This window comes from Nocardia abscessus, from assembly GCF_015477775.1.
GTDB lineage: Bacteria > Actinomycetota > Actinomycetes > Mycobacteriales > Mycobacteriaceae > Nocardia > Nocardia abscessus_A.
In genome coordinates this window covers 53,236-68,866 of the sequence record NZ_JADLQO010000025.1, presented here as the reverse complement: position 1 = coordinate 68,866, position 15,631 = coordinate 53,236, and the positions used below count along the sequence as shown (strand labels likewise).

Annotated in this window: 12 protein-coding genes; 7 read left to right on the top strand and 5 right to left on the bottom strand. The window is 68.7% G+C overall.

Features of this window, described 5'->3' with window-relative positions; all coding sequences use genetic code 11:
• Positions 1-194, top strand: a 194-nt coding sequence (locus tag IU450_RS40395) for a hypothetical protein (RefSeq protein ID WP_228835646.1), incomplete at its 5' end; no start/stop codon positions are given.
• A 50-nt stretch (positions 195-244) separates the two neighbouring features.
• On the opposite strand, the gene IU450_RS36915 is transcribed toward IU450_RS40395, so the two are convergent.
• The 5 genes from IU450_RS36915 to IU450_RS36895 all read right to left on the bottom strand — a co-directional run bounded on the left by IU450_RS36915 (position 245) and on the right by IU450_RS36895 (position 6,174).
• Positions 245-2,005, bottom strand: coding sequence for a GAF domain-containing sensor histidine kinase (locus IU450_RS36915; protein WP_195154355.1), 1,761 nt, complete (start codon positions 2,003-2,005; stop codon positions 245-247).
• Positions 2,006-2,110: 105 nt separating this feature from the next.
• Positions 2,111-2,764: a response regulator gene (locus IU450_RS36910; RefSeq protein WP_043698535.1), complete on the bottom strand. Its 654-nt coding sequence runs from the start codon at positions 2,762-2,764 to the stop codon at positions 2,111-2,113.
• 174 nt (positions 2,765-2,938) lie between these two features.
• Positions 2,939-3,589: a DUF2267 domain-containing protein gene (locus IU450_RS36905; protein WP_195154354.1), complete on the bottom strand. Its 651-nt coding sequence runs from the start codon at positions 3,587-3,589 to the stop codon at positions 2,939-2,941.
• A 214-nt stretch (positions 3,590-3,803) separates the two neighbouring features.
• Positions 3,804-4,811, bottom strand: a complete 1,008-nt coding sequence (locus IU450_RS36900; protein WP_195154353.1) for an Acg family FMN-binding oxidoreductase — start codon at positions 4,809-4,811, stop codon at positions 3,804-3,806.
• A gap of 739 nt (positions 4,812-5,550) precedes the next feature.
• Positions 5,551-6,174 carry a TetR/AcrR family transcriptional regulator gene (locus tag IU450_RS36895; RefSeq protein ID WP_195154352.1) on the bottom strand — a complete coding sequence of 208 codons (624 nt, stop codon included), beginning with the start codon at positions 6,172-6,174 and terminating at the stop codon, positions 5,551-5,553.
• A gap of 224 nt (positions 6,175-6,398) precedes the next feature.
• On the opposite strand from IU450_RS36895, the gene IU450_RS36890 reads away from it, so the two are divergent.
• The 6 genes from IU450_RS36890 to IU450_RS36865 all read left to right on the top strand — a co-directional run bounded on the left by IU450_RS36890 (position 6,399) and on the right by IU450_RS36865 (position 15,631).
• Entirely contained in the window at positions 6,399-7,139 is a 741-nt protein-coding gene (locus tag IU450_RS36890; protein WP_195154351.1) for a nuclear transport factor 2 family protein, read from the top strand.
• A gap of 656 nt (positions 7,140-7,795) precedes the next feature.
• Positions 7,796-9,160, top strand: coding sequence for a helix-turn-helix transcriptional regulator (locus IU450_RS36885; protein WP_195154350.1), 1,365 nt, complete (start codon positions 7,796-7,798; stop codon positions 9,158-9,160).
• Positions 9,147-10,421, top strand: a complete 1,275-nt coding sequence (locus tag IU450_RS36880) for an MFS transporter (protein ID WP_195154349.1) — start codon at positions 9,147-9,149, stop codon at positions 10,419-10,421. The genes IU450_RS36885 and IU450_RS36880 overlap by 14 nt, the downstream gene beginning before the upstream one ends.
• Before the next feature lie 749 nt (positions 10,422-11,170).
• A complete protein-coding gene (locus tag IU450_RS36875; RefSeq protein WP_195154348.1) occupies positions 11,171-12,349 on the top strand; it encodes an acyl-CoA dehydrogenase family protein in 1,179 nt (392 codons plus the stop codon).
• 40 nt (positions 12,350-12,389) lie between these two features.
• Complete coding sequence (locus IU450_RS36870) at positions 12,390-14,156, top strand: acetyl/propionyl/methylcrotonyl-CoA carboxylase subunit alpha (RefSeq protein WP_195154347.1); 1,767 nt, start codon at positions 12,390-12,392, stop codon at positions 14,154-14,156.
• A 20-nt stretch (positions 14,157-14,176) separates the two neighbouring features.
• Positions 14,177-15,631, top strand: coding sequence for an FAD-dependent monooxygenase (locus IU450_RS36865; RefSeq protein ID WP_195154346.1), 1,455 nt, complete (start codon positions 14,177-14,179; stop codon positions 15,629-15,631).

Sequence of the window (15,631 nt, the reverse complement as noted above, 5' to 3'; positions counted from 1 at the left end):
CCCACCCACGCGGACGCAACGACACCACAACCTCCATCGACACCATCCCCGAAACCGATATCAAGCATGCCGAACCTGCGTCACCTCAATCGAATTCGCCAACAGTGTCCAAAATGGAGCGGGGGCATGGTAGAGCGCTTGCCAGGTTGCGAGTTCGCTACGGAAAGGTGCCCTACCTCTTGTTCGAGTCCTGACGGAGCCTCCCCGCGGCAGCACGCCGGTCGCCTCTCGAACGTTTTGCCGGTCAGCGCAGCGGTACTTTCCAGCACAGCCGGGTTCCCGCGTTGCCCGTACCGGCAGCGATGGTGAAAGTCCCGGCCGCGTCCTCGGCGCGCCGCGCGAGATTCCGCAGACCGCTCGGTGTGACCTCGCCGGGCATGCCGCACCCGTCGTCCTCGACGACGATGGTCAGGTCGTCGGCCACGGTGATCTCGACCGAGACCGACTTCGCGCCGGAATGCCGGACGGTGTTGCTGACCGCTTCGCGCACAACGGCTTCGGCATGATCGGCCAGTTCCGGTTCGATCACCGAGAGCGGGCCACCGATGCGCACGGAGGTACGGATTCCGCTGGTGGCGGTCTGCTGCCGGATCGCTTCCTCGATGCGTTGGCGCACCCGCGCGCCGTGGCTGTCGCCGCCGTGCAGGTCGAAGATCGAGGTCCGGATCTCCTGCACCACGTCTTGCAGATCGCTGATCGCTTCGGTGATCCGTTCGCGTACTTCGGGAACGCGGGTGCGCGGGACGGTTCCCTGCAGACTCAAGCCGACGGCGAACAGTCGCTGAATCACGTGGTCGTGCAGGTCGCGGGCGATGCGGTCGCGGTCGGAGAGGATGTCCAGCTCCCGCACGCGCTGCTGGGCGTCGGCCAGTTGCATCGCCAGGGCCGCCTGTTCGGTGAACGCGGCGGTCAATGCCAGGGTCTCGTCGTTGTACGGAGCCGATTCCACCGCGCGCAGCGCCACCAGCACGCCCACGGTGGAATCGGACGTCTGCATGGGCAATATCAGCGCGGGTCCGGTGTCGGGGAAGATCTTGCCGAGATCGGCGCGGCGCGCGTCGTCGACGCGCCGGGGGGAACGCAGTCCGAACGCCTGACCGATCGTGGTGTCGCCCAAGGACAACTTGACCACCCGCTCGTTGTCCTTGGCGCCCGCGGTATGGGTGATCACCAGTTCGGTGATCTCCTCGGGCGGGCTCTCCGGGTCCGGTACGACCGCGAGAAAGGTCCGCTCGGAACCGGTGAGCCGGCGCGTGGCCTCGACCAGGTGGGTGAGGACCTGCTCGGGCGCGGTTCCGGCGAGGAATTCGGTGGTGATGTCGCGGGTGGCTTCGATCCAGGCCTGCCGGGTGCGGGCGGATTCGTAGAGGTGGGCGTTGTCGATGGCGATACCGGCCGCGGCGGCGAGGGCTCGCACGATGACCTCGTCGTCTTCGGTGAACGGTTGGCCGCCTGCCTTCTCGGTGAGGTAGAGGTTGCCGAAGACTTCGTCGCGGATGCGGACCGGCACGCCGAGGAAGGTGCGCATCGGCGGGTGGTGGGCGGGGAATCCGACCGAGGAGGGGTGGTCGGCGAGGTTGTCCAGCCGGATGGGTGTGGGCTGGCTGAACAGCAATCCGAGCACCCCGTGGCCCTGCGGGAGGTCCCCGATCTGTTCGCGGGTCGGTTCGTCGATGCCCTGGTAGATGAACTGGGTGAGTTGCTGGTCGTGGCCGCGGACGCCGAGCGCGCCGTAGCGGGCGTCGACCAGGGAGATGGCGGTGTGCACGATCGTGCGCAGGGTGCGATCGAGGTCCAGCCCGGAGGTGACGGTCAGCATCGCCTCGATCAGGCCGTCCATCCGGTCGCGGGCGTCGATGATCTGTTCGATGCGATCCTTGACCTCGCCCAGCAGCTCACGCAGCCGCAGTTGCGAAAGCGTATCGCGGACCGAGTAGGTGTCGGCCGAGGCGTAATCGCTCGTCTGCGCGGCTCCCGGGACACCGTCAGCGCGGCTGCTCGCCATGGTTCAAGACTATTTCACCCGGTTGCCGAAGAGAACGGCCGAACGCCTCGCGAGGACGTGGGACGCACGCCGCGGCAGCGGACCGGCCGGACTAGACCAGGAAATTCAGAACTCGATCGTGGACCCGGACGGCCGGGACCGGAGTTTGGAGGCGTAGACGGCCGCCTGGGTGCGCCGTTCGAGGCCGAGCTTGGCCAGCAGCCGGGAGACGTAGTTCTTCACCGTCTTCTCGGCCAGGAACATGCGCTGGGCGATCTGCCGATTGGTCAGTCCTTCGCCGAGCAGGTCGAGCAGCCTGCGTTCCTGCTCGGTGAGCGCGGCCAACGGGCCGTCCTCGGTGTTCGCGCGCAGCCGCTGCATGAGGGCGGCCGCGGCGCGGTTGTCGAGCAGGGAGCGCCCGGCGCCCACCTCCTTGATCGCTTTCGCCAACTCCATGCCCTTGATGTCCTTGACCACATAGCCGCTGGCTCCGGCGAGAATGGCGTCCAGCATGGCCTGCTCGTCGGTGAACGACGTGAGGATGAGGCAGCGCAGATCGTCGAGTTTCGACAGCAGATCGCGGCAGAGTTCGATGCCGTTGCCGTCGGGCAGGCGCACGTCCAGCACGGCGACGTCCGGCCGCAGCGCCGGAATCCGGGCGAGGGCTTGGGCGACATCGCCGGCCTCGCCGACGACGGACAGCTCCGGGTCGTCGGAGAGCAGGTCTACGAGACCGCGGCGGACGATTTCATGGTCGTCGACCAGAAACACCGTGATCATGGTGGTGTCCAATCCCGGGGAGCAGTTGCGCGGTCGACACTACGCATCCGGCAGGCCGCTGGGTACCGACCAAAGTCCTCTTGTCGGATCGGCAGACATCGCAGCCGGGTTCGCGGTCCCGTTTCCAGCGCACCGGTGTGACGGCTTCGAGGACGAGGCGGCTCTCGAGACAGATCAACCGGTCGGCGTGTCGGCGCGGGCGAGCCCCTCGGCGATCAGAATTCGATGGGCTTGCTGGGCGGCGGAGACCCTCGCGGTGTCATGCGGCGCCCCACCGGCGGTTTCCTCGAGGCTGCGGGCGAGTACGGTCACCGCGTCGGTGAGCGCTCGTAACCGGTTGTCCAATTCGTCGAAGCGGGATTCCGGTCGGCTGATCGCGGTCTCCTGCAAGGTGCCGGCGAGGTCGGTTCCGCGCAGGATGGCTCGCATGTCTTCGGGCAGCAACGCGAATACGTGGTCGAGTTGCCCGGGAGAGAACAAGTCGGCCAGCGCGTCGGTCACGGCACCCGCCAGCGCATAGGCCTCGTCGTGGGATACGCCTGCTTCCCGGGCGAATTGATCGAGGAACGAGGGCACGTCGTGCGGGACGGGGACCCGTGCGGGGACCCAGCCCTCGTAGAAGATCCCGCGCAGGAGTTCGGGCAGCTGGGCGCTCAGGTGCGCGGCCGCGTTGACGCCGATGCGGTCACGGACGGTGTGCAGCCAGGCCCGCAGTGCGCGGTGCGCGAATGCCCGGTCTTCGGTGGCCAGTCCGTCGGCGAGGGTGCGCAGCCACTCGTGCGCGGTGTGCACCGCTGGTGCGAGGGGGTCGCGGTGGTAGCTCATGGGAGGTGCCTTTCACGGGTGAATCATGGCTGATCGTGCCGGTGGGATCCGGTTGTACACACGACCGCGATACGGAGGATTTCCTGTCCCATACCGAAGACACTGCTCGTTCGAGCCCGGACCGGTGAGAGGACTCGTGCCCGCACTGACGGGACCATGGTCACCCGGACGTGGCCGAGCCCCGCCGCCGAGCGGCGGTGCCGGTGGCGCGGGGTCAGCGGGAGCCGGTGACGGTGAAGACCTCCGTGACCGGTCGACGAGGGGTCGGCGGGATCATGCCCGAGTCGTCGGGCGCGGTGCCGACGCGGATCAGCACTTGCGGCGCTGCCGGGCGGGGGATCAGGCCGGTGAGCAGTCCGCGTCCCATCGGAAGCTCGGTGATGTGGGTCAGCGCACAGGTCGCCAGGCCGGCGGCGGTGCACTCCAGCAGCACGGCCGACAGTGCCTCGCCGGTGTGCAGCCATTGCGTCGCCGAATCGCTTTCGGTGCTGAGCAGGACCAGTGCGGCGCGGTCCTCGAGTCGGGCGCGCCGCATCGAATGCGGCGCCGAGGGGAAAGCGCGGCCGACCTCGACCCGGGCGAATTCCGCATCCGATACCAGCCCGGACGGCGGCACGCCTTCGGGCGTCTCGGGATGTCCTGCCCACCACTGTAATTCGGACTGGTACAGCAGGTCGTCGCGGCGCAGAGCACCGGCCTGTTCCGAGGCCGCGGCCAGCCGGGGCCGGGCGCTGTCGGCCAGCGCGTCGAGTTCCACCTCGTGCGGTGAGGTGAGCATCCGCAACCGCGGGAGGATGTCGGCGAAGCCTTCCGGCTCGCTCATCGGCAGCCGGTCGGTGCGCCGCAGGTCGATGGCCAGCGCTCGGGAATGGATTCCCTCCGGCGGGTCCTCCCAGGGACGGAACTCGATCACGGCCAAGTGATCGGGTCGTTGCCGGTCGGGCGCGCGCAGGGTGTCGGTGTGCCAGCCCCGGTCGGCGAAGACCGTCCGCAGATGATGCAGTACGGTTCCGCAGCTGATCACGAGCTGGCGGCCGTGCGGGTCGGTCGCGGGCAGCAGCCGGTCGGCGTCGGTGTACAGGTGCAGGCGGGCGCCGTCGAACACCCAGCGCCACGGCTGGGTGTTGTGCACCGAAGGCGCTCGGGTCGCGAGCCGCAGCGCCTCCAGGATCGTCCGATGACCGGGTACCGGAATGACGGGCGCTTCGTCGTTTGCGGTCATACTGCGAGTCTTTGCGCTGATCGGTCCGGGCGATACGGGCATTCCGCCCGGACCGCAGGGTCCTTGGTCATCCACCGTCTGTCGGCGGCGCCCGCTGTCATGACTTCCTATTCCTCGGGACCCGCCACACGATCGCGCAGGACTGTCACGCCCCACCACAACAGCCGGATCGCGAGACCGACGTAGATCACGGCAGCCGAGTACACCAGCCCCGCACCGTAGTCGTGTGCCCAAGGTCAGCACCACGACCGCCACGAGCACCCCGGCCAGCATCATCGAGGCGATCACCACTGCGGGGACCGCCAGCGGCACGGCATCCGGGTCGGATGCGCTGTCCGGCGGGCGCGGGGGGAAGAGGCGGGGTGACACAGCACACAGCCTGTCCGCTCGAGCGGGCCGACGCGAGAGCACTGCTACCCGGAAGCGAAGGGCCGATGTCCCGATGCCGCTGTGCCCTCGGTCCATGCCGCCTCTTGCGGTGATTCAGTCCCGTTTGTCCGGGCCCAGGCCGCCGAAGTACGTGGCGAGACCGAACGCCATCAGCGCGCCACCGGCGACCGCCGCGACGTTCTCGCCCGCCGTTCGAGTCCGGCCACGCAGGAGCGCGGCGCCCGCCGCGAGGTCGATCGCGCCCCATGCGATGTTCTCGGTCGGGGAGGACAGGCCGACGCCCGGCGGGCTCGCGAACGGAGTCGGGAACCGTTCTCCGAGAATGTCGAAGCCTCTCGCGGTGGCCGCGTCAGAGCGGGAACGCGATGCTCAGCAGCGAGACGACGATGCCGACGGCGGTGTCGACGAGGGTTTCCCGGTCGATCGGCAGGCGGCCGTCGACCCAATCGAGGTAGACCGCGGTCAGGGCGCCTGCGAGGGCGGTGCCGATGGCGGCGAGGGTTTCGTCGCTGCTGGCGAACAGCCCGGCGGCGGCCGGACCGAGGACGGGTGCGAGGGCCCGGATGACCGTCGGCGTCCGAAGGGCGATGTGGCGGCGCAGGTTGTCGTCGGCGAGGGGCTCGCGCAGCAGTATCCGCGCGCGGCGCGGGTCCGATTCGAAGAAGTCCGCGCAGATCTCCAGTGCCGATCGGACGCCGGCGTGCGCGTCGGTGGCGGGTGCGAGGACGGAGAGCCGGTCGCGCAATGCCGCTTCGACGCGGTCGTAGACGGCGGTGATCAGTGCTTCCCGGCTGTCGAAGCTTTCGTAGAAGTAGCGCGGGCTCAGGTTGGCCTGGCGTGTGACCGCCCGCATCGTGACGGCGCTCGTTCCCGCGGTGCCGAGCAGTTCGAGCCCGACGTCCAGGAGTTGCTCGCGGCGATCCTCGGATCGGACTTGCAGCGTCTGGCCACGCCAGAGCTTGGGCGCATTCACCTGCCCATCCTCGCATCGCGTCGCGGCCCTCCGGTCGACCTCATTGACATCATCCGATTCCAGATGAATCATGTGATTCAAGTTGGGTGGGAGCGCGGCCACGCCCAGCTGTGTCCTCCCGAAAACAGCGGGCCGCCGCAGGTCTGAGGCATTGCGGCGTGGGTGCTCCTGTGGCCCTGCTCTGATGACGAGATCGCGGATGCGGTCGTGGTGAAAGGTTGCCCATGTTCAGCGACGAACAGTTTCAGCAGGCCCTGCGTCGTCCCCGATTGTCGAAACCGGTTCCGGAGTTCCTCCACGCAAACCGGGCGGTGCCGATCCGTGCGATTTCGGAACCGGAGCTACAGGCCACCACCGAGGAGTGGTTCGGTGAGTTCGAACGCAAGCTGGCTCATTACGGAAAGCTCGGGATCGATGTCAGCTGGTTGCTGGACTGGGCGAAGAAGTATTGGTGGAGTTTCCTGGTCCGCGATATGAGCCTCAACCACGAGCTCTACACCGCCGACGTGCGCTACACCGATGTGACGACGTTCGGGCGCACGATCGTCGGTATCGATGAGTTCGTGAAGTACAACTTCGCTTTCTTCGACGCCATTCCGGACTGGCGCTACGACCCGCTGCCCGGTCAGGTCTACCTCGACGTGACGCCCGAAGGCAAGGTGCGCACGGTCATCCGCTACATCGGCAGCGGCCATTGGACCGGCCCGCTGCGCCTGTACCCCTATGACGACAACGCACCCGCGCTCCACGGAGGCGGCCGGTTCGTCCAGTGCCCGGCCGTGGACCGCTATCACTTCAACCAGGACGGCCTGATGGAGGAAGGCGAAACCCTTTACGACGCTTTCGATGTCACGCAACGCGCCGGAATCCTGCCGCGCGACGACAGCTGGCAGTTCCGGGCCCTGCTGGCTGCCTCCAAGGTCCCCGCGCTCACCGGTCGCCTCCGAAACCTGATCTCGACCTGATCCATCGGCCGCCGGAGCGGATCGGCGATGGACCGGTCGGGTCGCCCAGCTAACCCAGGCGACCTTCGCCGCCCGGCCGCGGACATTCTTCACGCGCTGCCCACATCGACACCTTCGGCCTCGATCTGCGTTGCTGCGCAACGGATCACGAGGCGCCGCGCACGGCCGCCCCAGCCTGCCGGATTCGCGACGACTTCGGCAGGCTCGGGGTGTCTGCGTTCACCCCGGATGGGCGGGTAGCTTGCTGTGCGCCGGGCCCGGCCGGCTCGACGGTTTCCGCCCTCCATTTCGAGCACGATGAACAGAACTCACGCCGACGGTTGCAGCAAACTTCGAGATATACGAGAACTCCCGCAATTCGAGTCCGCCGCGGCCATTCTCCGGAATGGTGCGGGGAATTGGCAGGGTGGGCGAGTTCGGAATGTGGCCCGGCATTCGCAATAGATACGATCACGGAAATCGTGTGTCGAACGTCACTCGCAATGTTGCGAGTGACGCCGGTACGTTTATCGGGGAGGCTTTTCTACGCCGCCGGCAGCGTGGCCGTGAGTACCGGCATTTCGCCTGAAACAGGGGTGACTCATGAATGATTGTCTGAACCTCGCAACGCATCGGCGCGCGAATCGGGTGAAGAATTACAGCAGCGCGGTGTCGTCATGAACGACATGGCCCAGCGTCCGGAACTTCTGTCGATCGGATCGACCAGGGTCGCCGGTTGCGGCGATCGGACCCGGTCCGAGCGGCCGGTGCGGTCCTGGTGTGAACGCAGGGACTCGCGGCTGACGGACACGATCGATTACCTCTCGGGCGTGAGCAAGCCCGAGGCGCGGTTCCGTTTCGGTGATGCGGACAGCCTGTGCGGCGGTGTGCAGAACATGCTGTTCGTCCACTGTGGGGTGATGAATCGGGAGACCGTGGTCCGGCGCTCCGAACTGGTGCTGGATGCCGCTGGCTGCGAACCCGACGCGGGCTGCCTGTGGCTCGCGCTGCTCGTGCTGGTGTACGCGGACCGGTGTTCCGAAGCCGCCGCGTACTGTGATCGTTTCCTGTCGGCAGGCGGCGGCGGCATCTCGCGCCGGAAGTTCGAGGTGCTGACTTTGATTCGAGCCAGGATCGACGCCCAGAACGGCCGCCCCGCAGCGGCTGTCGGGGCTTTGATACCGCTGCTCGGTGCGGGAGTGTCGCCGTCGTTGCGCGGCATGGCCCTGGCCTGGCTCGTCGAGGCCCTCGTTCAGATCGGCGATGTGCGCACCGCCCAGCAGTTGCTGGGTGACGACGGCGGGCGTTCCGTCGACGCCCTGCCCGACCGTGCGCACGTGCTCGCCGCCCGCGGAGCGTTGCGCAGGGCCGCAGGCGATCTCGAGGGCAGTCTTGCCGACTACCTGGAGTGCGGCAAGATCCTGATCTCGCTGAACGTGGCGAATCCGGCGATCGTTGCGTGGCGTTCCCGTGCGGCGCTCGTCGCGGTCGCGCTCGGCCGCGGCGACCTCGCGTCGGCCCTGGCCGACGACGAACTCGCGGCCGCGCGGCGGTGGGGTTCGCCGGGCGCGGTCGGTCGCGCTTTGCACGCCCTGGGAATGGCTCGCCGGGACAGCCGGTCCATCGCGGTGCTGGAGCGTGCCGTCGAACTGCTCGAGTTGGCCGAAGCGCGGTACGAGCTGATGGGAACGCTGTGTGACCTGGGCCAGCTCTACGCGGCCGAGGGTGATGTCACCCGTTCACGGGGCGCTGTCGAGGCGGCCACCGAACTCGCGGCGGCCGCGGGCAGCCGCCCCCTGTTGCAACGGGCCAACTCGGTGCTCGTCACGCTCGACAATCAACGCCGCACGGCGAAGCTGACGAAACAGGAACGCAAGATCGCCGGTCTGGCGTTGCAGGGGCACAGTAATAAATTCATTGCCGAAACGATGTTCCTCACCGTGCGCACGGTCGAGTTCCATCTGTCGAATGTGTACCGGAAACTCGGTATATCGGGAAGGCGTGAACTGCACGGCGTGATCAATTCGCGTGAGTGTGCGTGAATCGGTGACCGGAATTCTCGACCGCCTCGCGGCGCCGGGTTTCCTCCGACGTATTTTCCGGCGGCCGGGTGCGCGATTCGCGGTTCTGTCGATCCGCAATTTCCGGCTGTTCGTCACGGGACAGGTCGTCTCGGTGACCGGCACCTGGATGATGGTCGCCGCGCAGGACTGGCTGGTTCTGGAGTGGACTAACAATTCGGCGTTCGCGCTGGCCGTGATCACCGTCTGCCAGTTCGCACCCGCCCTGCTCATCCCGTTCGGCGTCGGTTCGCTGGCCGACCGGTTCCCCAAGCGCACGCTGCTGATCTGCGTCAACACCGGCGCAGCGGCGCTGACCACGGCGCAGGCGATACTCGTCCTGGTCGACCGCGCCCAGGTGTGGCAGTTGTGGGCCTTCGCGCTCGGTCTGGGCGTGCTGAACGCCGTGGAGGCGCCGACGCGCATGTCGTTCGTCGGTGAGATCGTCGGCGACAGCGCGTTTCGGGACGCCTCCGCACTGAGCGCGATGTACTTCAGCGTGGCGCAGTTGCTCGGGCCCGCGCTGGCCGGCGTGCTCATCACGCTGGCCGGACCAGGTGTCGCACTCGCGATCAATGCGGCGAGCTACCCGGCTACCATCGCGGGGCTGGCCATGATGCGGCCGGCTGAGATCGTCGCCCGCCGCAACGGCGGGCAACCCCTGGACATGTCCAGGGGCCTGCGCCGCATCGGCGCCGACCCGGACCTGACCCGGGCGGTCGTCCTGCTGGCCGCGGTCGGCTTCTTCGCCCTGAATCTGCGGGTCACGGCGCCACTGCTGGCCAAGGCCGAATTCGGGGTCGCGCCCGCGACATTCGGCCTGGTGACCGCCGCGCTGGCAGGTGGCTCGCTGTTCGCGGCACTGTTCGTCGGCGGTCGCGACACCCCGACCCTGCACGCCGCCCTCGGCTTCGCCGCTGTGCTCGGCGGCGCCGAAGCCGTCCTCGGCCGGGCGACGCATCTGGGCGCGGCGATAGCGTTGCTCGTGGTCTGCGGCGCCGGAATGACGTCGTTCCTGCAGTCGACGAACCATCATCTGCAATTGAGCAGCGCTCCCGACGACCGCACGCACGTCATCGCCGTGTACACCACCATCGTGCAGGGCGTGACGCCGCTGGCCGCGCTCGCGGTCGCGTTCTTCGCCGAGCGGACGGGTGTGCGCACGGTGCTGTCGATCGGTGGTATGGCCGCTGTCTGCGTGGCAGGCGCGATCTACGCCGAGCGGTGGCGCGCGCGTCGATGAGTAGAGCGCGGGTAAAGGAATTCGCGCGCGGCTGCTGGTCGAACTGTATTGGCAATGGCGGCTCGCTTGCCGCTGAACGGACCAGCCCGCCCACACAGTCCGAGTGACCTGCCGATGTGCATTTCGATCGACGTCGTTCTCAGCCGCGCACACGTCGTTATGGGTAGCGTCCGACGACACTCGGCTCGATGACCGGCGATCGGTTTTGAACGCGAACCACGTCAACGCGGTTCGCTGGTATCCGTGTTCCCGGACCGTTTGGAAGAGCGCAGACGAGGTGGCTTGTTTCGGGGTGTCTTGTAGCTGATGACCGCACCGATGTGCGACCGTCGGCGGCGCGAAGAGTTCGTGCGGCGCGTGACCCGTTACACCTCGACGGCGCTGGGAACACAGACGCGAAGACCATCAGCGCGACCGCACAGAAACGATTCGAAGCGGATCGAACCCATCCGCTCCCGTAGACGAGTCTAAAAGGCGTCGTGGTGGACGCACCGAATTGCGCTCGCGATGAACGCAAAAGGCGTTCGAGTCTCGCCCTGCGGACCGGATGGTGAAACCTGCGGGCGCACCTGCGGATCCCCGGGAAGAACCTACGGGTCGACCGTAGAGTCGCGCCGCAGCTCTTGAACAGCAGGCGAAGGCCGTGCGAGATTTTCCAGGCGATCGGTGAACGATGTTGTCGCCGAATCTTTTTCGAACTTCTCCAACAGCCACTCGGCATTCTCTGCATTCGGCGAGAGGAATCGACCATGCCTGCCAGCAGCCCGACCCGTGCGGAACTCGTCGAACACGCGGCGAAATTGGCGCCCCTGTTGCGTTCGCGGGCCCAGTGGATCGATGAGAACCGCCGTCTGCCCGACGACGTCATCGCCGCGATCGAGGAATCCTCGCTGCTGCGTATGCAGGTTCCCGCCCAATACGGCGGATACGAATCGAATGTCCGCGATTTCGTCGAGGTGCTGACGGAGATCGCCCGCGGCAACACCTCGGTCGCGTTCTGCCTCTCGATCTACGCCTCGCTGACCTGGATGACCGCGCTGTGGCCCGACGAGGCACTCGACGAGGTCTTCGCGACGCCGAACGTGCGAATCACCGGCACCACCGCCGCCACGGGCACCGCGGCCAGGGTCGAGGGCGGATGGGTCCTGAACGGCAAGTGGCGCTTCAACAGTGGCGTGCTGCACGCGCACTGGAAGATCACCGTGGCGCTGCCCTCGGACCCCGGCGCCGCGCCGGTGCCGATCTTCGCCCTGGTGCCCCTCGCCGACCTGGAGATCGTCGACGACTGGCACACCTTCGGTCTGGAGGGATCGGGCAGCGTCTCGACGGTCGCCGAGAACGTCTTCGTGCCCGACCACCGGGTCATCACCGGTGAGGACTTCTACCGGAACCGGTCCAAGTCCGTGGTGAACGCGCGCAAGCCGCAGTACGCGGTGCCGGTGCTGGTGACGACCACCGCGATCCAGACCGGTCAGCTGGTCGGCGCGGCCCGCGCGGCGCTGTCGGGATTCCTCGAGCGGCTGCCCGGACGCCCGATCACCTACACCGACTACACCAGTCAGCGCGACGCCCCGGTCACCCACCTGCAGGTCGGGGAAGCGGCGCTGCTGATCGAGGACGCGCAGACGCGGGCGCGCCACTTCGCCGACGTGGTCGACGCGAAGGCCGCGGCGAACGAGCCGTGGACCGAGCGGGAACGGGTGTGGTCGCGGGTGCAGATCGGGTGGGTCGCGCGCCAGGCCAAGCAGGCGGTGGAGATCCTCGCCCAGGCCAGCGGGGGCTCCTCGATCTTCCGGGACGTGCCGATCGCCCGGTTGCAGCGCGACGTCCACGCCACGTCGCTGCACGCCATGATCACCCCGAGCGTGAATATCGAGCTGTACGGCCGCACGCTGGTCGGCCTTCCGCCCAACACCGTCTACCTGTGACCGAGCGCAGCACCGAGACGAGACGGAAGGGAATCGAGTCGTGCACAAGGTACTCATAGCCAATCGGGGCGAGATCGCGGTGCGGGTCGTGCGCGCCTGCCACGACGAAGGCTTGACGAGTGTGGCGGTCTACGCCGAGCCCGATCGGGACGCACCGCACGTGCGGCTGGCGGACGAGGCGTACGCACTCGGCGGGGACACCCCGGCGGCCAGCTATCTCGACGCGGGAAAACTGCTGCGTGCCGCCGCCGAGTCCGGAGCCGACGCCGTTCATCCCGGCTACGGATTCCTCTCCGAGGACGCGGATTTCGCACAGGCGGTCGTCGACGCGGGCTTGACCTGGATCGGGCCGCCGTCCGCGGCGATCCGCGAGCTGGGGGACAAGGTGTCGGCCCGCCGGATCGCCCAGGCGGTCGGCGCCCCACTGGTCGCGGGCACTCCGGAGCCGATCGCGGGCGCGGCCGAGGCGGTCGCGTTCGCGGATCGGTACGGGCTGCCGATCGCGATCAAGGCCGCCTACGGCGGCGGAGGGCGTGGGCTGCGGGTGGCGCGCGACCGCGCGGAGATTCCCGAACTCTTCGACGCGGCGGTGCGTGAGGCCGTGACCGCGTTCGGCCGCGGCGAATGCTTCGTCGAGCGTTACCTCGATCAGCCCCGGCACGTGGAAACGCAATGCCTGGCAGACGCTTTCGGTCATGTCGTGGTGGTGTCGACCCGCGACTGCTCGCTGCAGCGGCGGCACCAGAAGCTGGTCGAGGAGGCGCCCGCGCCGTTCCTGAGCGACGCGCAGCGCGCGGAGCTCTACCGGGCGTCGAAGGCGATCCTCGCGCGCAGCGGCTATGTCGGCGCCGGGACCTGTGAATTCCTGATCGGTCGCGACGGAACCCTGTCGTTCCTCGAGGTGAACACCCGCTTGCAGGTCGAACATCCGGTGAGCGAAGAGGTGACGGGCATCGATCTGGTGCGCGAGATGTTCCGGATCGCGCGCGGTGAACCGCTGGGTTACGACGACCCGCCCTCGCGCGGGCACTCGCTGGAGTTCCGGATCAACGCCGAAGACCCCGGACGCGGATTCCTGCCCGCCCCCGGCACCGTGCGGGCGGTGGCCGCGCCGTCGGGCCCCGGCGTCCGCCTCGACACCGGGGTGGAGCCGGGCACCGTGATCGGTCCCGCCTGGGATTCGTTGCTGGCCAAGCTGATCGTCACCGGGGCCACACGAGAGCAGGCGCTGGCGCGGGCTCGGCGGGCGCTGAGCGAGTTCGCCGTGGAGGGTGTGGCCACGACGCTGCCGTTCCATCGGGCGGTGACCGCGGACCCCTCCTTCATCAACGAGCCGTTCGCGGTGCACACCCGGTGGATCGAGACCGAGTTCGACAACCGCATTCCCCCGCAGGACAGCACGGGCGAGGCGGCGGCGCCGGAATCCGAGCGGGAGACGGTGGTGGTGGAGATCAGCGGCCGCCGGCTCGAGGTGTCGCTGCCCGTGCTGCCCCAGGCCGCCGCAGGGCCCGTCGCGCCGCGCCGGATCGGCCGCGGCGCACGCGGCGGCGGTGCGGCACGCCGCCCCGCGGAGGCCGACGCGCTGGTCGCCCCGATGCAGGGCACTGTCGTGAAAATCGCTGTGGCGGAGGGTGATCGAGTGGAGGCGGGCGATCTGGTCGCCGTGCTCGAGGCCATGAAGATGGAGCAGCCCCTCACCGCGCACCGGGCGGGAGTCGTGCGCGAACTCACCGCCACGGTCGGCGCGACGGTGCACACCGGCGCGACGCTGTGCCGGCTCGACGACTCCGGAAGTTACGCGGCATGAACGGCATTCAGGAGGCAAGCATGGACACAGCGGTCGTCGTGGCAGGCGCGGGACCGACCGGCCTGACGCTGGCCGGGGAACTGCGGCTGGCCGGTGTGGACGTGATCGTCCTGGACCGGCTGCCCGCCCGCACCGGCGAGTCCCGCGGCATCGGTTTGACCCTGCGCACCACCGAGGTGTTCGACCAGCGCGGGCTGCTGCGCCGGTTCGGTGCGCTGGAAACCGGCTCGGCAGGCCATTTCGGCGGCATTCCCCTCGATCTCGGGGTACTGGGCGCGCCGCTGGAAGCCGCGCGCACGGTGCCGCAGTCGACCACCGAGGCCGTCCTGGAGAGCTGGGCGTGGGAGCTGGGCGCCGACATCCGGCGTGGTCACGAGGTCATCGGGCTCGACAGCGACGACGACGGCGTCACCGTGCACCTCGCCGGCCGCGCGCCGCTGCGGGCGCGGTACCTGGTCGGCTGCGACGGCGGCCGCAGTGTCGTGCGCAAGGCAGCGGGATTCGACTTTCCCGGCACCCCGGCCACCACCGAACTGCTGCTCGCCGATCTGCGCGGGGTGGACCTCGCGCCGCGGATGATCGGACAGCAGGTCGCGGGCGGCATGGTGATGAGCGCCCGGCTGCCCGACGGGGCGTACCGGATCATCGTCGGCGAACGGGGCGCCACACCTCAGCGGCGCAGCGGCCCGCCGACTTTCGCGGAGATCGCCGACGTCTGGAAGCGGCTGACCGACGAGGACATCTCGCACGCGGAGCCGATCTGGGTGAGCGCGTTCGGCGACGCGGCGCGGCTGGTCACCGAGTACCGGCGCGGTCGCGTCCTGCTCGCGGGTGACGCCGCGCACGTGCACTTGCCCGCGGGCGGGCAGGGCATGAACACCGGCATCCAGGACGCGGTGAACCTCGGCTGGAAACTGGCGGCGGTGATCCGCGGCACCGCACCCCACACGCTGCTCGACAGTTATCACACCGAACGGCACGAGGTGGGCAGGCGGCTGCTCGACAACACCAGGGCGCAGAGCCTTTTCATTCTCGGCGGCGAGGAGGTCGCGCCGCTGCGCGAGGTGCTGCGCGAACTCGTCGCCTACCCGGAGGTGGAACGCCATCTCGCCGCCCGCGTCACCGGTCTGGACATCCGCTACGAGGTGGGCGGCGGCACGCATCCGCTGCTGGGCGCGCGGCTGCCGCGCCACGCGCTCCTGCGCGGCGGGCGCGCCACGCACACCGCCGAACTACTGCGGTCCGGCAGGGGCGTGCTGCTCGACCTCGGCGACAACCCGGTCCTGCGGCGGCGAGCGGCGCCCTGGACCGACCGCATCGACGTGGTCACCGCGACCGCGACCGAACCGGTCGAGACGTCGGCGCGCACCACCGCGCTGCTGGTGCGTCCGGACGGCCACGTCGCCTGGATCGCGCCGGGCAGCCACCACGACCTGCCGACCGCCCTGGACCGCTGGTTCGGGCCCGCTCGATGA

Bases quoted from the DNA above. Each gene is read 5' to 3' on its own strand.
- IU450_RS36915 (WP_195154355.1), bottom strand. From the start codon at position 2,005: ATGGCGAGCAGCCGCGCTGACGGTGTCCCGGGAGCCGCGCAGACGAGC.
- IU450_RS36910 (WP_043698535.1), bottom strand. From the start codon at position 2,764: ATGATCACGGTGTTTCTGGTCGACGACCATGAAATCGTCCGCCGCGGT.
- IU450_RS36905 (WP_195154354.1), bottom strand. From the start codon at position 3,589: ATGAGCTACCACCGCGACCCCCTCGCACCAGCGGTGCACACCGCGCAC.
- IU450_RS36900 (WP_195154353.1), bottom strand. From the start codon at position 4,811: ATGACCGCAAACGACGAAGCGCCCGTCATTCCGGTACCCGGTCATCGG.
- IU450_RS36890 (WP_195154351.1), top strand. From the start codon at position 6,399: ATGTTCAGCGACGAACAGTTTCAGCAGGCCCTGCGTCGTCCCCGATTG.
- IU450_RS36885 (WP_195154350.1), top strand. From the start codon at position 7,796: ATGAACGACATGGCCCAGCGTCCGGAACTTCTGTCGATCGGATCGACC.
- IU450_RS36875 (WP_195154348.1), top strand. From the start codon at position 11,171: ATGCCTGCCAGCAGCCCGACCCGTGCGGAACTCGTCGAACACGCGGCG.
- IU450_RS36865 (WP_195154346.1), top strand. From the start codon at position 14,177: ATGGACACAGCGGTCGTCGTGGCAGGCGCGGGACCGACCGGCCTGACG.